Here is a 21499-nt window from a genome sequence, read left to right on the forward strand (position 1 = left end):
CCGGTACCCCTTTATTCCGCCTAAGCTCTTAAGTATTCCGGAACTTTGCTGAAGCCCGAATACCTGCATTCCAAGTCTATATCTAACTGCACCTACTTGCGTTCAGAAAACGTGGAATGTCCCACATTGCCGGGATCAACGGTCTGCAAATTCCGGCAACTTAGCATAGCCTATTACCCATTATGTATTATCTATTGCGAAATAGATATTATTTATTCCAAGAACAACGCACGCAACCCAGCGACTTCGTCTTCGCTCATGCCGTTTTGCAAGCAATATTGCTCGACCGAGCCGTACTCGTCCTTGATGCCGGCAAGCACGCCACGCATCAGTTCCGGCGGAGAGGCGAGCATCGCGGTCTGGGCGGCCGAAATCCGGCCGACACCTTTTTCGTCGTTCGTAAGACCTTTCATCACGGTTTTTTTGAATGCGGCGCCGAGGTTCGCACCGGACTGGGCATAGCAGGAGACCACCATGTCGTCGCTCACCCCAAGCAGACTCATCAGGATGCCTGCGGTGATGCCGGTACGGTCTTTGCCGGCGGTGCAATGGATGAGCATCGGGTGGCCGTCGTCTTTCAAGAGTTTGCGCAGGATGAGCACAATCTGCTCGGCCGAACCGAAAACGATATCGTGGTACATTTCGGCCATATCGATGCCCTTGGCCACTTTTTTCATGCCGCCCAGCACGCTCATACTGGTTTTGAGCAGCGGAACACGGTCGACGTGGATGTCATCGGGGAGCGTATACGGCCATTGCTTGATTTCAAGCGGGTCGCGCAGGTCCACTACCTCTTTGATATCGAGGCGTCGCAGGTCGTCGACGCCATGCTCGCCCAGGAAATTGAGGCCGGCGGCACGGAAGAACAGCCCGTCACGCAACTTGCGGCCATCCTGCGTCGGGTAGCCGCCGATGCCGCGGGAGTTGGGAACTCCGTCGATTTCGACGCCGGCTCCGTCGCCTTCGGGACGATAGTCGAGATAGCTGGTGTCGGCATTGTTGCTAACGTCAGTAATGTCGCTAACGTCAGTAATGTCGCCCGGCGTATCAGCGCCAGCGTCCTTGGAGACCGAATCGTTGTCGGACGTCGCTTGCGTTTGCGAGCTTGTCATAAAATCCTTCTTTCGCGGCCTTGCCTGCCTAATCGCGCAACTTTCTCGCGCGTGGATTGTTGATAAAGTCAATAACGCAATAAGTCTATCCACAATCCTTAAACGCGACTGACAGTCGCCACAATATGAGCTGAATTGGTGTGCCGAGGCCTCTTTGCACTATATTTCTAAAACCCTTGAGGTTTCATGAACATCGTCATGTACCACGGCAAATCAATGACGACATCATTCTTTTTTTCGTGTTCTACATTGCTATTGCAAAGCACAAAACCGGAATCAAGCTTCCATTCTTTGACGGCCAACAATTTATCGAGTGCGGCATGAACAGCAAAATCTTTTCCTGATTTCGCTTCTACCGGCACGATGGCGCTGCCGCGCTGCATCAGAAAATCGACTTCGCCTATTTTCGCCTTATCGAAATAGAAAAGATCAAAACCTTGAGCCGTTAGCTCCTGAGCTACGAAATTCTCAAGTGAACTGCCCCAGTTAACACCTACATTCCCCTGCATGATTTCCAATGCCGTCGACCCCGCACTGGCCGCACTCAGTAAGCCGACATCACAGAGAAACACCTTCATCAGACTATGCTTTTCGTTGAGTTTCAGCGGATAAACGGGTTCTGAGACGTTCCGGCACGGAAGGACGACACCGGCATCGGCCAACCACATGAAATCACTGGCGTATCTTTCCATTCGGGCAGTTTTCGACAAATCAGCCAAGACAAAACGCTTGTTCTTCTTATTGAGTTGCGAAGGCACGGCATCGAAAATCGACTTGATATGCATACGGCCGACGCTGGTATCAGCATATTTAGCGATATCCTGACGATACAGCGACAAGATATCACGTTGCACATTGCCTACTGCATTCAAATCATTTGTCTCCACAAACGCGGAAACCGCTGCAGGCATGCCACCGACAACCATATAGTACGAAAACAGCGACATCAGACGCTGATGGAAAACCTCTACTACCGGTCTCAATTCTTTGAATGCGCCGCCAACCTCGTCAATGACCGACTGCTGGATGCCATTCGCCCAATAGAATTCCTGCAATGTCAACGGGTACATCGTCAAATGTTCTTCGTAACCAACCGGATATGAAGGAACTTCCTTATATGAGACACCCAGCAACGAGCCCGATTCGATGTAGTCGAAACGCCCGTCGTCGACGAGGAATTTGATTGCGGTTCGCGCGCGCGGACACTCCTGAATTTCGTCTAGGAAAATCAACGTCTTTCCCGGGACGAAAGGCTTGTTGGAGTAGATCGAAAGATTGGCGATAAGGGTATCCGCATTGAGATCTCCCTCGAAAACCGTTTTGGCGCTTGGAGTCTCGATGAAATTGATTTCCAGGAAGACGTCATAATTCGATTTGGCGAATTGACGGACAAGGTACGTCTTGCCTACCTGTCGCGCTCCGTCAATAAGCAAAGCACGATGCTGCGGGTTATTGTGCCACGCCTTTAAACGCTTTTCAGCTAATCGTTGCAATTTCAACCTTACACCACCATTCTGCGACGTTTTACATATCAATTTAGCATAGTTTTGCGACGTTTTTCATAAATATCAGATTGCGTTTTGCGACGTTTTCTACCTCTCGCAAACAGCAGTTTGCGACGTTTTGCCAGCTTACTCCCTTTCGGAATTTTATAAAACGAGACTAGCTGTAGTCTTATGACATCTCCGCTGTTGCACATAGCGGAGATCATATACCCAGACAGGGGGCAATGATGCCGGGTATCGGCATTTACGCTTTGCCATTCGTCGATACCGTTCTTGGGCAACAAAACCCGTGAGGAGAACGCGAGCAGCAGATATCGCAACAACAAAGCCCGCAACAAACCCTACAACTTAATTCACAACCAATCGCGAAAATCCAGACTTCCATACAACTCCGTTCCATCGGCGTAGACGCGCAGAGTTTCACCACTCTGGCCTACGGAAACGGTGCCATGGCCGAAGTCTTCAGCTCCATCATCGCCACCATACAGCCAGCATCGCCACAGCGATACCTTACGAATTCTTGGCGTCATGGACCGGATTCGCGCCGATTGGGGCCTACGCTATCCGTTCGAGTAATCGGCCTGCGTGCAGCAGCCAATTCACCAATATAATCAACAAATAAAATAAGGGCTAAATAACGACAAAGCTACTCGTATTTAGCCCTTATTCGATTGCACGGTACCTAAGCGGATCAGACAACCGGCATCATCAGTCAGACGTTCAAAGGATCGGCACCAGGCCGCACCAACAAAGGCAACGTATGGTAATCATATTGTTGCGTATACCAACGGTTTGGCTCATACGATTCTTTCGTGAGAAGGTTGACCCAAGGCTTCCCCTGCATCTCACCTTTGGCGTCAGGAACGTAGAAGCGAACCACACCATCCTCCGAAAAGACGGGAGCCACGAGCAAATCGTCACCCAGCATGTATTGGGTGTCGATATCCTCACAGTTCGGGTCGTCCGGGAATTCCAGAACCATCGCGCGCATGACCGGCGTACCAAACCGATGTGCCTCTTGGCTCATCTTCATCAAATAAGGGCGCAAACTATCTTTGAGCTTGCTGAACTCACGCGTGACTTCAACCGCTTCGGAGCCGTATCGCCACGGAACCTTGATATCCCCGGCCCCGTGGTAACGGGAGTGCGATGAGAGCAGTCCGAACTGTGTCCAGCGCATATAAAGATCAGGCGTCGGAGGAACAGGGCTTTCCTCGAAACCGGCAATGTCATGGCTCCAATAGCCGAAACCACCCATTCCCAACGACAGGCCACCTCGCAACGAATCGGCCATGGCCAAATAGGTCGGATTCGGGTCACCACCCCAATGAACAGGGTATTTCTGGCTGCCCACGGTAGCCGAACGGGCAAAGACGACCGCATTCTCCTCGCCTTTGACCTCCGCAGTGACCTCATAGACGGCTTGGTTATACAGCAGTGTGTAGTAGTTATGCATCAGCTTTGGGTCGGAGCCGTCATAATAACTGACGTTTTCGGTGGGAATTCGTTCGCCGAAATCGGTCTTGAAGCAATCGATACCCTGCTCCAGCAAATGCCGCAACTTGGATTGGTACCATTTTTTGGCATCCGGATTGGTGAAATCGACTATAGCCATCCCCGGCTGCCACATATCCCACTGCCAAGGCGAACCGTCGGCATCCTTGATGAAATAACCGTTCTTCGCGCCCTCGTCGAATATCGACGATTTCTGAGCTATATAGGGGTTCAGCCATAAGCAAGCCTTGACACCACGTTTATGAAGTTCGGACAGCATTTTTTCGGGGTCAGGGAATTTCGTTTCATCCCACTCGAAACTGCACCATTCCATTTCCTTCATCCAATGGCTGTCGATATGCACGACGCTTAGCGGAATATCATGCTTTGCCATGTCGTCGACCATCTTGATGATGGTGTTCTGATCAAAATACGGGCTCATCGAAGTGGAGAGCCACAGTCCGAGACTCCACTCAGGAACCACAGGCGGCTTGCCGGTCAAATCCGTATAGTTGTTGATGATGTCTTTGAGATCCGTACCACCAATAACCGAATACGACATCTCCTGTTCAGGTACGGAGAATTGAACTCGGGAAACCTTTTCCGAGCCGATTTCGAAACTCACTCTTCCAGGTGTGTTCACGAACAAGCCATATTTCTTGTTGCTCAGATAGAAAGGTACGTTTTTATACGCTTGCTCGCTTTCGGCGCCTCCATCGAGGTTCCAGCTCTCCACGGTTTGGCCGTTTTTCACAAAATTGGTAAACCTCTCCCCCAGACCGTAAATCTTCTCGTTGACACCCAACTCAAGCTGTTCGACGATATTGGTTTGGCCTTGAGGATCCAGCACCACGGATTTGCCTCGCCAGCCCGAACGCGCAATCTGCTTGCCGTCGAACGTATAAAGAAAATCAATCAGCTCGCCCTTGGCAATATGCAATGCCAGCCTGCCGGACGTAAAAGTCCATTCCTTCTCGTTCTCATCGATTTGGACCTGCGGATGGGTTTCATTCAACTCGTACTTGGGGCACCGGCTCCGGTCTTTTTTATAGTTGATGAGTCTCGTCGTGATGATGTTCGGACGGGGGCTGGTGACCTCGATGGTCAAAAGTCCAATATTGTATGTGTCCCCTACGGTATGGATATGTCTTCCAAGCGGGCAATAAAGCGTCAGCTTGTCCTCGGTAATGTCCGCCGTATACACATTCGCGGCATACCTCACGTCGTAACCCTTTTTGACCAGCCAGGCACCGTTTAAAAACTTCATGAATTTAACCTTTACAAAAATCGTAATTTTTTACAGTACATATCGCCATACGAATTCCGATAGCCCGCAAATTCACGCAACAAACGAAAGCCCAGGCTCTTCGTGCAGACGCAAAAAGAGCCCAAGCATTTCAAAATCGGAAGACGTTATGGTTACTTGATACCGTTCTTCTGGAAATCTGCGTCGAGCGCATTGAGGTAGGCGTTGACATCGCCCTTCTCAAGGAACTCCTGGCTCAACCCCTGCATATCGCTCGCACCGGTAAACATAACATCCGGGAAGATGCAGGTCTTGCCCTTATCGATGTAATCGGCCTTCATCGCCTTCAGCACGTCGGTATTCGCGGGGACATCAGAGCGAACGGAAAGCAGGTTCTGGTCATCCGTATATTCCTTCTGAATCTTTTTGGAGAGCAGGAATGTAAGGAACTTCTGAGCCGCCTTCTGGTGCTTGGAAGCAGAAGAAACACCAATCAATGCATCGGTACCGGAAATCAGAGGAGTCGTGTTGGGCTGATCACGGGTAGGCAGCACGAAGAATCCAAGATGAATGTTGGGATTGGCCTCAAGAATTGCCGGAATGGCCCAGATTCCCTGAATATACATGGCGGACTTGCCATTGGCGAATTGCGAGTTGCCAGTATCATAATCCGTACCTGCAGGATCTTCCTGAGCGAAGGTCTTCAATTTGAGCATACGATCAGCAGAAAGCTTCCAACCGGGATTCTTGGCGAAGCTTGCCTTGCCTTTTTGCAGATTGTCCCAGAAATCCTTGCCCTGTTCCGGAGCAGCCACTGCCATAGCCATCTTATTGGCGGGATCGGCATCCTTCCAAGTGAAGATGAAGGGCTGCTGACCTGCATCCTTGACTTTTTGGGCCGTCTGGACGAACTCATCCCATGTGGTGGGAGCCGTCAGACCGAGCTTGGTAAAGATATCCTTGTTGTACAGCACGCCTTCACCAATGATGGACCACGGCACAACATAGTTCTTCTTGGTCTGGCCGATCTTATGCAGGTAATCATAATAGGACTTGTTCGCCACGGACTTGTAGGCCGTGGTTCCCGTCTGCTCGGTAAGAATGTTTGCCTTGACCAGATCGTTGTAATAGGTACCATCAGCAGTGATGACATCGGGGACGTCGTTCTTGGCCATACGGGACTTCAACACGGTGATGGGGTTGGAAGCCGTTTGCTGTTCAACAGTGATATTCGGATTCTGAGCTTCGAATTCCTTAATCAGCTTGTTGGTGATTTTCACCGATTCAGGCTTCTTCTGGAAGAACTGGATGTGTTCCTTTCCATCTGCGGAATTGCCGCCGCAGCCAGCCATCATAGGAATTGCCATGGCAATGGAAGCCACGAGCGCAACGCACTTAATCGCCTTTTTCCTTAGCATTTCACTTCTCCTTTGGAGTTTGTTTCTAACGGCAGCGAATGGCCCAATCGCTTCTCCGCTGCCGCTCATCAATTATTATAATGCAATCGTTTGCAAAATCAAATTAAAGAGAATTAAAGAGTCACTCTTTTACAGATCCTGCAGCAACACCGTTGATAATCTGCTTTTGCGCGAACAGATACACGATAAGCATCGGAATCATAGCGAGCGTGTATGAAGCAAATGACAGATTATAGTTGGTATTAAAGGCACTTTGGAACATGTACTGAGTGAGAGGAATAGTGTACTGATCCTGCTTCGATATCATCACCAAAGGCAGCATGAAATCATTCCATACCCACAATGTTTGCAAAATGCCAACGGTTGCGTTAGCCGGTCCCAGCAACGGGAAAATGACCTTCCAGAACGTTTGCCAGGTATTGGCGCCATCAAGCATCGCGGCTTCATCAAGACTTCTGGGAATCGTGTCCATATAGCCCACGTAGAACATGGTGTTGAACGGCAGGTTGTAAATGACGTAGATTGGTATCAACCCGTAAAGATTGTCCAATCCCAGCATGCTCATCTCTTTGACCAGCGGCAGCATCAGAATCGAAAATGGGATGAACATCGCTGAAACGATATAGAAATAGGCGATCTTGAAGCCTTTACGGTTCATGTTGCGGGCTATGGCGTATCCGATCATGGCATTCGTCAGCACACCGATGACCACCGAAACGATCGTCAGAATCAGGCTGTTGCCCAAAGCCCTCCAGAAATTGGTCTCGACGATGGCTTCCGAGAAATTGCTCCATCGCCATTGCGTCGGCAACGCCCATAGGCTTTTCGCGCTCTGCTGGCGATCCTTCAAAGCGGTGGATAGCGTCAGATACATCGGAATCAGCACCGTCAGGGAGCAGAATATAAGGAATATGGTCAACAGCCAGTTGCTGCGCTTCCTGATAAGTTTGCTTGAGCTATCCATATTACTTCTCCTCCTTGGAGCCAAACACACCCATTTGAATCAACGAAATCGCCAAAATCAGCAGGAAATAAACGACTGCATTGGCCGATTGATAGGCGAATTGACCGCCCTGGAACCCGTTGCGATAAATAAGGAACGAAATCGATTGCGTCGCGGTTCCAGGCCCGCCATTGGTAAGAGCCACAATCAAATCAAAGACCTGAAGCTGGGTTTTCAGCTGGAGAATCATATTCACCATGACAAACGGAGTCACCAGAGGCAGCGTAATCTTCCAGAATGTCTGGACCGTGTTCGCGCCATCCACTTTCGCCGCTTCATAGATATCGGTTGAAATGGACTCGATACCTGTCATATAAATGACCGTCGTCACCGCGCAAGCCTGCCAGACAGCGACAATCACGATAGCGACCCACGCCCATTGGCTGTTGCCCAAGATGCTTTTGGAGAGAAAATCGTTATGTAATCCTTTACCGACTGAGGTAACGACCTGCGAAAAGATAAAGTTGAAAACATAGCCGATGACGATGGTGGCGAGCACCGCCGGCAGGAAGAACACGCCTCTTAGGAAACTGCGGAACCGAATGTTCTGCGTCAGGCAGACCGCAAGCAAAAGGCTGATGACGTTGGTCAGAATCGAGGCCAACAACGCAAAACCGATAGTGAATATATAACTATGAATTACCGATGGGTCGGTAAACAGTTGGGCGTAATTCTTGAACCCTATGAAATTCCATCCCCCGTATCCCCTATAGTCGGTCAGACTGTAGAACATACCCATCAATGCGGGGACGGTCATAAAAACAAAAAGAAATATTACACCTGGCACGACCATCAAGGCATAACCAGTACGACGTCTCATATCTCCACTCCTTCATGGATTGTGGCTGTTTCAGACCAGCCACACAGTCAAATTCTCCGAGAGACAAAATGGACACGCTCCACATTCCGACGACAAATCCTGAATGCGTCAGATTGAGGAATATCCTATTGCAAACGCTTACATTTTATCACGGAAATAATCCACTCATATTTAATTCTCCTTAACTACAATGTTATAAAGAAAGCAATAAAACATTGTTATTTCAAAGCTTCGAAAATAACGTAACCATACTATAGCAACCGTTTGCAATAATCAACTCAATCTTTTATAATTTTCCCACGGAACGATGTTTATCGAACTTTATATGTCAAACGCATCGCACCGAACAAACGAATCAAGGGGTCAATAAAGCAATGGGGTCACGCGAATGAAACAAATTGACATCGATACCGGCTGGTCCGTTCTTCAGGACGTCCACGATGAGGGAGAATACCTGAAGTTGTATAACGATCCCGATCTCACGGATATCGGCCCTCAAATCTCGCAATGGGAACCGATCGAGGCCCTCAAACATCTTCAGCTGCTGTTTGCACAGCACCCTTACTGGGGCAGGGAATTACGCTATTTCAATGAAGCGCCCTGGTGGTACCGCAATATCATCACGCTCAACGAAGAGACAGACACCAACCGCTACACCCTTCGCTTCACCAATGTTGACTACTATGCAAAAGTCTGGTTCAACGGGAAACTGGTGGCCTGCCATGAAGGGTATTCCCTGCCTTTTGAATGCGACGTGACACCTTTTGTACACCACGGAGACAACACGCTCATCGTGAAAGTTTGGTCTCCTTGGGACCCGAGTGTCAGAGACAACGCGTCGCAGGAACGTACGCACCTCGTTGAACGCCAGCTCATCAAAGGCACCTACGAACACTCTGATGGACTGATAGCCCGAGACGTGAATCCGGTAGGAATATACGGAAACGTCTGCCTCATAAAGCAACAGGAATCATTCCTTACGGGTGAGACCAGAATCTCGACAACACTGGATGGCAGTACAGGAAAAGTAACGTTAAAGGGACGGTTAATAGGCCCAGAAGCTTCCTTGACCCTATCCATCACAGCACCGGATGGCTCTTCAGTAAGAAAAGAGCAATACCAAGTCAATGGGGATTTCGAAATTTCCATGACATTGAACGATGCGCTGCCATGGTGGCCGTGGGACCAAGGCGAACAGAATCTCTATACGCTTCGTCTGTCAATAGATGGCAATGAAAACCTGTGCCGAAAGATAGGCTTCAGAACGGTAGAGCTCATTCGTACCCATAATCAAACGCAATTCCGTATCAATGGACTGCCGTTCTACGTACGAGGCACCTCTTATTTCCCCGACGTCTACTTGTCCGCCATGAACAAGGCAAGGTACGAACGCGACATCAAAGCGATAAAAGCCGCAGGTTTCAACCTTATCCGCGTTCATGTCCATGTTGAAAATCCGGAATTCTATGACTTGTGCGACCGCGTGGGAATCGTCATCATCCAAGATTCGGAATACAACTGGACACAACCAAAATCCGAAGACTGGGAACGTCGGTTCATCACAATTTTCCGCGATACCGTCGCCGTGCTCGACCGGCATCCCTCGATTATCTGCTGGATCTGTCTCAATGAGCCGGGCTGCGACGACATGGTCCAAGGCACGCAGAGCTATGCCATGACGACAAGTCCCGGTCCACAAATCTACAAGGTCATCACCGAATTCGACAGGACAAGACCAGCAATCAAAGGCTCTTTCTGCTCAGATGACATTTATAGCGGCGACAGCCATAACTACTGCGGATCTCTCGAAGCTCCTGACAAGCCATACACCGATATCGACGGCACGAGAGAAAAATTGAACACGGAATTCGGCTTTGACGCTCCCGGGGCAGCGGCCAACTTGGAATCCGTTGGTTTGCCGAGCAGGATAACTCAGGAATTGACGAAGCTGACTCCATCTCTGCAGCATTATCAATCCAGACTCACCAAGTATTACATCGAGCATTATCGTTGCCAGAAAAACAGGCCGAATTGGGGCTATGTGCAGTTTATGTTCATCGATTTGTGCCCTCAAAGCTTCTACGGGCTGCTCGACTGGAAAGGGACGCCGAAGCCCGCTTACAACGAACTAAAAGCCATAAACCAACCAATTGGGGTATTTTTCGAGCAGACAGCCCATTGCATCAAAAGTATCAAGGCGGTCAACGATTCCAACCGCATTCTGGCCAACGTCGAAGTCTCGTGGAAGATTGTCGACCGGGATGCCGGAACGAAAGCCGAGAGCCACACAACCATAACTTTGGGTAACGGCGACGTAACCGATGTATCAACTTTGGATATCACCGATAACGGCCATCGTTGGGACGCAGAACTGTGCTTGCAGGATCTCTCCGGAACCGTTATTGCCAAGAATACGTATACAGATATATTCAACCATCCTCAGCACCCGAAAGGCCATCCAAACCGGATCAGCCACGAATATGGAATCAGGTTGTATTCGATATGATGCGCGGCACGGCGCTGCACATAAGGGCATATTGACGCGCAAATAGTCGCTTTAATCAAAGGCAACGCTAAAATTAGCTTGAACAACCGATGAATTGCAGCGCTGATACTATAAACGGTTGTAATAATAAGTGCCGGTACGCACGGAGGCGAATATGGAAGCAGATATACAAACCGTAGCCGACAAGGCAGGCGTCTCCATTTCCACTGTCTCGCGAACATTTACCAGACCCGATCTCGTTTCAGCCAAAACCCGCAAAAAGGTCATGGAAATTGCCGAAAATCTCGACTTCAGCGTTTCCCGTTCGGCTGCGTCATTAAAAAGCGGGCAATCATTCCGAGTTGCGTTGCTGACCAATGACGGCATACCCACATGGTTCAATTCTCACATTTTCGCGGGGCTCGATTCGGTTCTGCACCCGGCCGGCTACGACATTTCCGTTTTCATACTTGCCAACATCAAAGAAAGGCAGGCGTTTTTCGAAAACCTTCCCGTTAGACGCAATGTCGACGCCGTTGTGGTCAATTCATTCGATATTGATCCCTCCGAGGTCTCACGTTTGGGAAGCATGCACGTTCCGGTCATAGGAATCAGCGTACCTTCGAATAAAGGATTTGATGCCACGGTAAGCATCGATGATCGCAAAGCAATGCATATCGCCGTCAATCATCTGGTAGCCCTCGGCCACAAGGTTATCGGATATGTTGGCGAAACGGCAAACGGCAGCCACATGCATTACAGCACCGATTCGCGTTTGCAAGGTTTCCAAGAGGCCTGCAAAGATCATCCAAGTGTAATACCGCAAGTCATGCTATTCAATCACGACGAAAATCTTATCGATGCCGCAATCAACGGGATCCTTACCGCTGACCCTGCTCCCACCGCAGTATGCTTCGTTCGAGACGAAGTGGCTTTACCGGTACTGTATCGGATTCGACGATTTGGCAGAGAAATACCGCGAGATCTTTCGATAATCGGATTTGACGACGTGAATCTTTCGAAGCAAACCGGATTGACGACGCTGCATCAGGACCCATATCTCCTAGGCGCAACTGCGGCACGCAAGACCCTTGACGCGATGAATCACGAACAAGAGAAACGCTCTGCACAACCGGGAAAAGATACGCCCAAAGGCGACCAACCCAGCGAAATTGACAACCCATATATCACTTTCCCGATCCAATTAATGCTACGCGACACAACTGCGACGCCCAGAACACTCTAAATCATTGGACGCGCCTATATCTGCTATATGCGATACACAGGCCATCTCGCGCAAGAGTCTATTATTGGATAATAAGGGACATGAAAAAAATTGAATGTTACGGTTTTATAAAATTCGAAAACGACAGCGTGCAACAACATTCCAATGGGAAACCTTCAACGAAAGGAAATCATGACCGCTAACAACTCGCGCGACGACTGGTGGAAGCAGGCCGTCGTCTATCAGGTCTATCCGCGCAGCTTCAAGGACGTCAACGGCGACGGACTCGGCGACATCGCCGGCATCACCGAAAAGATGGATTATTTGAAGACTCTGGGCGTGGACGCGATCTGGCTTTCGCCGTTCTATCCTTCCGAACTTGCCGACGGCGGCTACGACGTCATCGATTACCGCAATGTCGACCCGCGGCTGGGGACGATGGACGATTTCGACAACATGGTCGCCGCCGCGCACGGTTCCGGCCTCAAGGTCATCGTCGACATCGTGCCGAACCACACCTCCAACAAGCATCGTTTCTTCCAAGAAGCGCTCAAGGCCGGCCGCGGCTCGGCCGCCCGAGACCGTTACATCTTCCGCGAAGGACGCGGAAAGAACGGCGAGTTGCCGCCGAATGACTGGCAGTCGCTTTTTGGCGGCCCGGCCTGGGAACGCGTCGATGACGGCCAGTGGTATTTCCACATCTTCGCCGTCGAGCAGCCCGACGTCAACTGGAAGAACTCGGACATCCACGAAGAGTTCAAGAAGACCTTCCGCTTCTGGAGCGACCATGGCGTCGACGGCTTCCGCATCGACGTGGCTCACGGTTTGGCCAAGGACTTCGATTCCAAGTCGATGGAGGAACTGGGCGCGGAATTCAGCGTACAGGACCAAGAGAGCCACGACGGCAGCAGCCCAATGTGGGATCGGCCGGAAGTCCACGACATTTACAAGGAATGGCGTCAGGTCTTCAACGAGTACAATCCGCCGCGTTTCGCCGTTGCGGAGGCTTGGGTGGTTCCCGAGCACCAGCATCTTTACGCTTCGACCGACGAGCTCGGGCAGGTCTTCAACTTTGAGTTCGCCAAGGCCGACTGGGACGTCGACCAGATGCGCACGGCCATCACGGAAGGACTTGATTCCGCGGCCCGCACCAACGGTTCGACCTCCACTTGGGTGATGAGCAACCACGACATTCCGCGCAACGCCACGCGCTACGGGCTGCCGCAGGTCCCGTCGACCGACAAGCACCAAATCGCCAAGGACTGGCTGCTGCGCGACGGCAAGACTTACTTCGAAAACCGCACGCTCGGCACCCGTCGCGCACGCGCCGCTGCCCTGATGGAAATGAGTCTGCCAGGTTCCGTTTACATTTACCAGGGCGAGGAACTCGGGCTTTTCGAGGTGCCGGATATTCCTTGGGACCGTTTGGAAGACCCGAACGCGACAAATACCAAGCAAGCCGCCACCGACAAGGGGCGCGACGGTTGCCGCGTGCCGCTGCCGTGGGTTGCTGACGATGAACCCAAGCCGGCACAATGGGACAAGAACTTCGGCGAAGGCGCAACGTTCGGCTTCTCCCCTGCAACCAAAGCCGACGGAACTCCCGCCGCGGCTCCGCATCTCCCGCAGCCCTTGTGGTTCAAGGATTTTGCAGCAGACAAAGAAGCCGCCGACCCGACCTCAATGCTCACGCTTTATCACGCAGCGCTCAAGGATCGTGCCGAACTGCTGACCGCCACCGGCGACCACGTGAGCCTTGATTGGCTCGACATGGGCGATGACGTCATCGCCTACACGCGCCCGGCGGTCTACCAGGGCTCACCGACCACGTTTGCGAGCATCACGAACTTCGGTGCGGCTCCCGTAGCCTTGCCGAAGGGCCGAATTCTGCTCACTTCCGCGGAACTTGCAGCCGACGGCGGCCTGCCGCAAGACGCAAGCGCCTGGCTTTTGCTCGATAAGTAAGCCGTAGCGACCGAAACAAGCAATAACGAATAAGTGCTTGGAACCTTGCAATTTATAAGGTTCCAAGCACTTTTCGTTTTTCGCTGCAACGAACGCAAGAATGTGTTGCGTCGCAATCGGTCACAAGTTCACAGGTTCACGCTTCACACGTTCCAGCGGACGATGACCGGGTCGTTTTTGTAGTAACCAAGCACCGAATGGTGGGCAGTGTCGAAACGCAGGAGGCGGCCCGCATGCGGGTCGGCGTGTAACCATTGCGTGGTAAGGATTCGCAGGATATGCGCGTGCGCGACGAGCAAGACGTTGTGGCCGGCGAGAATCAGCGGCGTCACCTGTTCGATGACGCGACGAGCGCGAACGGCGGTCGCCTCGACGGTTTCACCGGTACCACTGTGGACGTTCACTTTTTCGCTGCTGGGAAGCGTGCAGACCCAGTCACCCTGCAGAGAAGACGGCAGCATTTCAGGGCCTTCGTCCCATACGCACCAATCGTGCCCCAGCGCCGCGCTGATCTCCTCACGCTTGCGGCCTTCAGCTGGGCCGTAATCCCATTCCATCAAATCATCCAGCGTTTCAAAATCGGAATATCCCGCCAATTGTGCGGTTTCGCTGGCACGATGCAGCGGACTGCAGAAAATGTGCCCGCGACCAAAACCGTCGGGAAACGCCTCGCGCAATCGTTTGCCGCCAGCCAACGCCTGTCGCCGTCCCTCCGCGTTCAACGGCACATCCGTCCAACCCGTATACCGTCCGATCAAACTCCACGCGGTTTGCCCGTGGCGCATCAATACCAAGTAACCGGGTTTCGAGGCTCCTTCGCCCGAAGTAAGATAATTAGTCATACCGCCACTCTAACGCAGGCCCGGAAAAGGCGCAAAATCAATCAGCTATCGTCAAAGGATTCGGTGTCAGGGACAGTGCCGCGTCTATTATGGAAAAATGCACGCAAGACACAGCAAAACCGCGATAAAGGAAGCCGGCAGGGAAAACGCACGTAATCCCGAAACGTCAGAATGGGATTCGTTCATGCCGTCAAAGCCATCCAAACCTTCCGGACTTTCCGCGTCTTCGGTACCGCCCGTATCTTCCACGCTATCCAATCAGACCGAAGCCAGCTCCGTAATTGATTCCGCGCCAACCGGTGGTCTAGATAGCGGCCAATCCGGCAACAGCAATAATGCATCACGGTCTTCAGAGGCTCCGATTCCCGCATCCTCGCCATCCGCAACTTCCTCGTTCACGCTGCCCTCGTCTTCCTACCAGTCCGCGCCCGCATCCGCACCAACTTCATACGAATCTTCACCCTCGTCCTCATCGGCCGACCACATCGTCGAAACTCTCCATCGCGTCGACCAGAAAGTAGAAACCATGCGTCAACATCGCTTGCAAGACCCGGACACTCTGGGCGACAAAATCTTCAAAATCGTGCTGCCAACCGTTCTGGGAGCGTTGGCCGGCAAGGTATTCAAAACCGTTTGGGATAGCCAAGTCACCAACAGGCACGCTTCGGCCGGGAATGGGGCCGAAGAAGCCCAACAGCAAGGTTTCATCGCCAGCGTCATCTTCGCAGCGGCCTCGGCAGCGTTCGGCTCCATCATCTCCACGCTCGGTACGCGCGGTTCGAACGCGCTGGTCACCCGCCGGCAGAACCGACGCAGCAGGAAATAGATATCAATCTCACATTCGTCTCGTTACCCAGAGCGGAAAATCGTTGGCTTGTTTCGTGCCTATCTGAAAGAATGGCGCTATGACTGAATCTCAAAATAATCTTCGCACCAACGAAACCATCGAAACGCTGCTGAACCGCCGTTCGATCCGCAAATTCAAGCCTGACACCATCGACGAACAGACCGTCGCCACGCTGGAAACCGTGGCCCAGCACGCCGCCTCAAGCCAGTATTTGCAGGACTGGTCGGCCGTGCGCGTGGAAGACCAAAGTCTCAAGGACGCCATCGCCGAAATCTGCAACCAGACCTACGTGGCTGAAGCGCCGCTGCTATACCTCTTCGTCGCCGACGAGCATCGCAACGCCGCCATCGCCAAGCGCAAGGGCGTCAACGTGCACTCCGACGAATTTACCTTGAACTCCAGCTACCGCTTCACCCAGGCGCAGAACGACGCCGTTCTCGCGCTGCATGCCATGGAAACGGCCGCGTATTCGCTGGACCTTGGCTGCGTGATCCTCGGTTCCGTTTTGAACAACCCGCGCAAGCTCATCGAACTGCTGCACCTGCCCGAATTTACCTACCCCGTGCTCGGCCTCGCCATCGGCAAACCCGACCAGTCGCCGGCGCTGAAGCCGCGCATGGAGCGCGACGACCAGTTCTTCGCCGACCGCTACCCTGCCGACGATGCTGAGCTGCTCCACGGACTCAAAGCTTTCGACGATACGGTCCACAAGTATTACGATCTGCGCAACACCTCGCGCCCGGTCGACGCTTTCAGTGACCAAATCGCCAACAATGCCGTCGACACCGGCGTCTTCAGCCGCTCCATCAAGCCGGTCGCCGAAGACCAAGGCTTCCGTTTCGACCGCTGAACCTGCTGATTAAGTTACGCAGGGTGCACTTTCCTCACGCTAGCGTGTAAAAAGTGCACTTTGCGCAGCTTTACATGCACGTTTTACACGCTAACGTTTCAAACATGCACTTTGCTTCAGTCAACTCGCACTTTTGCCACGTCACCGTCAAGAAAGTGCACTTTGCCAAACCTGATCTGCATCTTTTTGACGCCACCGTATAAAACATGCACTTTGAGCAAGCCAACTTGCACGTTTCCCATGCCACCGTCAAAAACCTGCACTTTACACACCTTGAGTGCACTTTTCTCACGCTGGCGTCAAAAAAGTGCACTTTGCTGAATCCAATTTGCTACGGATAAAGGGCGATTACCTGCGACGCGGCTTGAAACCGCGCTTGCGAGAGTGAGGCCTTTTGCGTTGGGCAGCAGCCTGAGCACTCACGCCGCGCAGGAACTGTTCCTCTTTCGGATCGTGGTGGGTCAGATGCCAGCCACCGCAATATTCGCACCGATACACCCACAACTCGGCACCGCGCTCGATGAAGGCTTGCCGGGCGGCGCGCTCGGCCTGAGCCTTGTCGTGGTAGATGATCTTGCGCGAGCTGGCGCAACGTTTCGGGGTGAAGTAGTGCACGCCACTACCCTAGCAACGCGGGATTACAGCGGGCTGAACAACGACGAAATTGCAATTACCAAGCAAGCAGACGCACACGTTCACACTTTGCTGCTGGGAAACTGCATATAACCAACAACCAGATGCCGTTTACCAGCAGCAAAATGCAAAGCCTACGCATTAGTGCTGGAAAACCGCACGTACACAGCAACCAGAGTCCGTTTACCAGCAGCACCACGACGAAATCGTTAATAGCACACAGTGGTGCGGGTAAACCTCATCCAACAACGAACCAACATCCGTTTACCAGCACTAGCAGCGCGTATACATGCAAAAATGCGGGTAAACGGCACCTGAGTTGAAACCAGATGCCGTTTACCCGCATGAATAATCGATCGGCGATTTTACGGCAGATCGTTGCCGGCGGCGACGTAGAGGTCGTACCACTCCTGAGCGGTGATTTCGACATCCGCGCCAGCCATCATCTCCTTGAGACGGCTGGGGGTCATCGAACCCAACAGCACCTGCATCTTGGCTGGGTGCCGCAGAATCCAGGCCACGGCGATCGCGTTCTTAGCGACGCCATGAGCATCAGCAACGCGCTGCAGCACCTCATTGAGCTCGGGGAACTTTGGGTTGTCGATAAAGACGCCCTCGAAGAAGCCAAACTGGAACGGGCTCCACGCCTGAATGGTCATCTTCTTCAAGCGCGAGTAGCTGATCAGCCCGCCATCATGGTCGACGCTCGGCGCGTCCTGCATGTTGACGTGAATTTCCTGCTGCACCATGCCGGTGTGTCCAAGACCGAATTGCAGCTGGTTGACCTCGAGTTTCTGGTCGAGCGCACTCTGCAGCATCTCGACCTGCATTGGGTTAACGTTGCTCACGCCGAAATGACGGACTTTGCCACTCGATTGCAGCTCGTTGAACGCTTCAGCCAGCCCATCGAGCTCGACGAGCGTATCGGGGCGATGCAGAAGCACGAAATCGACGTAATCGGTCTGCAGGTTCTCCAGTTCGCTGTCAAGCGCAGCAATGAGATGATCCTTGGAAAAATCGTAACGTGTGATTTCATCGTTCGCCGGATCGCGATAAATGCCAAACTTCGTCTGCACATAAATCTTGCTGCGGTCCACGCCGACGTCCTTGAGCGCCTGTCCGAGCCGCCTGCTGCTTTCGCCGGCCGTATAGCAGTCCGCGGTATCGAAGAAATTCACGCCGCCGTCCAGCACCGTGCTCACGATCTTGCGCGCTTCGTCGGCACTCTTGGCATTCATTCGCATTGCTCCGAGGGCCACGCGCGAGGCTTTCACGCCGGACGTTCCGATTTCGCTGTATTTCATTATTCACACCTTCCTTGGCAATGAGCCGATAATCCCAGTCTAGAGCGTGACGGCGAAATGCCGTGGCTTGATAGATACTCGTTCATTGCTGCAACTTGGAGTACTCCCCGACCGTTACGGCGGAATATTGGCGAGCAGTGAGCCAGACTTAGAAAAAGAGATGCCCGGCGGAGAGAAAGCCGCCGGGCGAGAGAAGAGAGAAGAAGGTTCAATTATGGGATTCAAAGAAGAATCTCGCCAGCGGTTTAACTGCTGACATCTTTAATATAACAGCATCTTCCTTGGAGAAACGATATGTGATACTCAAAGAAGTCTGTGAAAATTGTAATTATCTTGTAAAGATAGGGCAAAATGTGTGACGGCAAACACATTTTCATGTCTAACGGTAAACAAATCAACCGTAAATAAACAACAAACAGGTCACAACTCCCCGTTTTCAGCGAAAACTTGTCCCCTTATCAAAGCTCAGCTCAAAGCACAAACTTGGCAGATACCGAGATCCATATAAGACGCCACAACTCGATGCGAAGCCACAACCAGATAAGACATCGCGACTACTCCATACGAGAAAACACTTTGGCCCCACCGCAAAAGCTGCTGCGGCAGGGCTAAAGTACTGCAGAGATATATTCGCGATCCACTCGCCTAACTAGACGGTATCGCTAAGATATCACTTGCCCTTTTCTTCTTCGGCAAGCTTTTCCTTGGCCTCTTCCAGGCGCTTGGCTTCGGCCTCCTTGCGGGCCTCCAAGTCAGCCTCGAAACGAGTCAGCTCCTCGGTGATGGCCTCTTTTGGAATCTTCTGGAAGATGGGCGAAGGCTTGGGAACCGGGGTGCCGGCAATCAACGGCTCGCTCTGCCACGGGTGCACTGTGCGGCCGAGCTCGTAGTCGCCGGTGATGATCGGATACTTGAAGCCGGGCTTGTCAAGATCCTCGACCTCTTCGATATGCGGCAGCGGTGAGAACGTGCCGACGCCACCAAGCGCCTCCCAGACTTTCTGCGCGGACTGCGGCAGGAACGGGGCGAGCAGATGGTTCGCGTCAGAAACGGCCTGGGCACAGATATGCAGCACGGTGCCGAGACGCTTCGGGTCGTCCTTAATCTTCCACGGCTCGACCGCGGAGATGTACTTGTTGATGTCGCCGACGACCTTCATGGCATCGTTTAAGGCGTTCTTCTGATGATGGTGCTCGATGAGCCCGCCGACCGTGTCGAACGCTGTGGCCGTTTCTTCCAGAAGCGCACGGTCCTCTGCTGTCATGGAATCCTCGTCAAGCTCCGGAATCTCGCCGAAGTTCTTGTACATGAGGTTGGCAACGCGGTTGACGAGGTTGCCCCAGCTTGCAGCGAGTTCCTCGTTGTTGTGGCGCACGAACTCGGACCAAGTGAAGTCGGCATCGGAGGTCTCCGGGCCGGCCACGGAAATGTAGTACCGAACGGCGTCAACGGGATAACGCGCCAGAATGTCCTTGACATAGATGACGATGCCACGCGAGGAGCTGAACTTCTTGCCTTCCATCGTCATGAACTCGCTGGCAACGACCTGCTCAGGCATGTTGAGCTTGCCGTAGTCTCCCGGCTCGCCACCCTTGGAACCCTCGCCGTTATAAGCGAGCATCTCAGAAGGCCAAATCTGGGAGTGGAAAGTGATGTTGTCTTTACCCATGAAGTAATAGGCCGGAGACTTCGGATCGTTCCACCAAGCGCGCCACGCATCCGGGTCACCCTTGCGGCGTGCCCACTCGATGGAGGCGGACAAATACCCGATCACCGCGTCGAACCAGACGTAAAGTTTCTTGTTGGGGTTGTCGATCCAGCCGTCAACCGGCACGGGGATGCCCCAGTCGATGTCGCGGGTGATGGCACGGGGCTTGACCTCTTTGAACAGTCCCAGCGAGAAGTTGATGACGTTGGTACGCCAGCCCTTGCGAGTCTTGAGCCACGCGAGGTTGGCCTCCGCGAGCGCCGGCAGGTCAAGGAAGAAGTGCTCGGTTTCCTTGAAGTCCGGGGTTTCGCCGTTGATCTTGGAGACGGGGTTGATCAGCTCGTCCGGGTCAAGCTCGTTGCCGCAGTTGTCGCACTGGTCACCGCGAGCGCCGTCCGCGCCGCAGATCGGGCAGGTGCCCTCGATATAGCGGTCGGGCAGGGTACGGCCGGTGGAAGGCGAAATCGCAACCTTCTGCGTACCTTTATATATATACCCGTTCTTCAGGCACTGCTTGAACATTTCCTGGACGACATGCTCGTGGTTGCCCGTCGTGGTACGGGTGAAAAGGTCGTAACTCAAGCCGAGGTCGCAGAGATCCTTGGCAATCACACGGTTATAGCGGTTGGCGAGCTCCTGCGGGCTCACGCCTTCCTTGTCCGCCTCGACCAGAATCGGGGTGCCATGTTCGTCGGTGCCCGAAACCATCAGGACATCGTTGCCCTTCATACGTTCGTAGCGCGCGTACACGTCGGACGGCACGCCGAAACCAGCCACGTGGCCGATATGGCGTGGGCCGTTCGCGTACGGCCATGCAACGTTCACCAAAATATGAGTCATAACTACCGATTATTGGGCGCAGCGGGGACAGCACCGAACTTTGGAGGAAAGAGCACCGATGGAATTGAGACAATGAGCGGAACGAGGCCACTTGTTGACTGTGTCGTCCACATTTTTTGAAGCCAGGTCGCCAGTTATGCACATATCCACTTTTTGCAATTTTCGATTTGCAATACCTTGGTGACCTATCTATATTGCTGAC

Annotated in this window: 15 protein-coding genes; 5 read left to right on the forward strand and 10 right to left on the reverse strand. The window is 52.6% G+C overall.

The genetic code is table 11. The features are described from left to right. Positions 1-212: 212 nt before the first annotated feature. From OZX62_RS09400 to OZX62_RS09425, 6 genes are all read right to left on the reverse strand, one after another. On the reverse strand, positions 213-1112 hold the full coding sequence (locus OZX62_RS09400; RefSeq protein ID WP_277175920.1) for a tyrosine-protein phosphatase: 900 nt from the start codon (positions 1110-1112) through the stop codon (positions 213-215). A 167-nt stretch (positions 1113-1279) separates the two neighbouring features. Then, complete coding sequence (locus OZX62_RS09405) at positions 1280-2611, reverse strand: ATP-binding protein (RefSeq protein WP_277175921.1); 1332 nt, start codon at positions 2609-2611, stop codon at positions 1280-1282. Positions 2612-3329: 718 nt separating this feature from the next. Then, complete coding sequence (yicI, locus tag OZX62_RS09410; RefSeq protein ID WP_277175922.1) at positions 3330-5378, reverse strand: alpha-xylosidase; 2049 nt, start codon at positions 5376-5378, stop codon at positions 3330-3332. A gap of 152 nt (positions 5379-5530) precedes the next feature. Next, a complete protein-coding gene (locus OZX62_RS09415; RefSeq protein ID WP_277175923.1) occupies positions 5531-6775 on the reverse strand; it encodes an extracellular solute-binding protein in 1245 nt (414 codons plus the stop codon). A 121-nt stretch (positions 6776-6896) separates the two neighbouring features. Further along, positions 6897-7739: a carbohydrate ABC transporter permease gene (locus OZX62_RS09420; RefSeq protein ID WP_277175924.1), complete on the reverse strand. Its 843-nt coding sequence runs from the start codon at positions 7737-7739 to the stop codon at positions 6897-6899. Between the two features lies 1 nt (position 7740). Continuing rightward, entirely contained in the window at positions 7741-8571 is an 831-nt protein-coding gene (locus tag OZX62_RS09425; protein ID WP_277177094.1) for a sugar ABC transporter permease, read from the reverse strand. A gap of 415 nt (positions 8572-8986) precedes the next feature. On the opposite strand from OZX62_RS09425, the gene OZX62_RS09430 reads away from it, so the two are divergent. The 3 genes from OZX62_RS09430 (at position 8987) to OZX62_RS09440 (ending at position 14273) form a co-directional block, all read left to right on the forward strand. Further along, entirely contained in the window at positions 8987-11104 is a 2118-nt protein-coding gene (locus OZX62_RS09430; RefSeq protein ID WP_277175925.1) for a sugar-binding domain-containing protein, read from the forward strand. A 154-nt stretch (positions 11105-11258) separates the two neighbouring features. Further along, positions 11259-12329 (forward strand): LacI family DNA-binding transcriptional regulator, encoded by a 1071-nt coding sequence (locus OZX62_RS09435; protein WP_277175926.1) that lies wholly within the window; start codon positions 11259-11261, stop codon positions 12327-12329. A 171-nt stretch (positions 12330-12500) separates the two neighbouring features. Then, complete coding sequence (locus OZX62_RS09440; protein ID WP_277175927.1) at positions 12501-14273, forward strand: glycoside hydrolase family 13 protein; 1773 nt, start codon at positions 12501-12503, stop codon at positions 14271-14273. 143 nt (positions 14274-14416) lie between these two features. Here the strand turns inward: OZX62_RS09440 and OZX62_RS09445 are convergent, their stop codons facing one another. Then, positions 14417-15115, reverse strand: a complete 699-nt coding sequence (locus OZX62_RS09445; protein ID WP_277175928.1) for a histidine phosphatase family protein — start codon at positions 15113-15115, stop codon at positions 14417-14419. Between the two features lie 97 nt (positions 15116-15212). Between OZX62_RS09445 and OZX62_RS09450 the strand changes: the two genes are divergently transcribed. Both OZX62_RS09450 and OZX62_RS09455 read left to right on the forward strand, forming a co-directional pair. After that, positions 15213-15941, forward strand: coding sequence for a DUF4235 domain-containing protein (locus OZX62_RS09450; protein WP_277175929.1), 729 nt, complete (start codon positions 15213-15215; stop codon positions 15939-15941). A 79-nt stretch (positions 15942-16020) separates the two neighbouring features. Next, the gene (locus OZX62_RS09455; protein WP_277175930.1) at positions 16021-16812 is read left to right on the forward strand and encodes a nitroreductase family protein; all 792 of its coding nucleotides are present in this window, start codon (positions 16021-16023) and stop codon (positions 16810-16812) included. Between the two features lie 348 nt (positions 16813-17160). Here the strand turns inward: OZX62_RS09455 and OZX62_RS09460 are convergent, their stop codons facing one another. From OZX62_RS09460 to metG, 3 genes are all read right to left on the reverse strand, one after another. Then, positions 17161-17427 (reverse strand): hypothetical protein, encoded by a 267-nt coding sequence (locus OZX62_RS09460; protein WP_277175931.1) that lies wholly within the window; start codon positions 17425-17427, stop codon positions 17161-17163. 383 nt (positions 17428-17810) lie between these two features. Further along, complete coding sequence (locus OZX62_RS09465; protein WP_277175932.1) at positions 17811-18749, reverse strand: aldo/keto reductase; 939 nt, start codon at positions 18747-18749, stop codon at positions 17811-17813. Positions 18750-19419: 670 nt separating this feature from the next. Next, a complete protein-coding gene (gene metG / locus OZX62_RS09470; protein ID WP_277175933.1) occupies positions 19420-21297 on the reverse strand; it encodes a methionine--tRNA ligase in 1878 nt (625 codons plus the stop codon). Positions 21298-21499: the final 202 nt, after the last annotated feature.

This window comes from Bifidobacterium sp. ESL0690, from assembly GCF_029392315.1.
GTDB lineage: Bacteria > Actinomycetota > Actinomycetes > Actinomycetales > Bifidobacteriaceae > Bifidobacterium.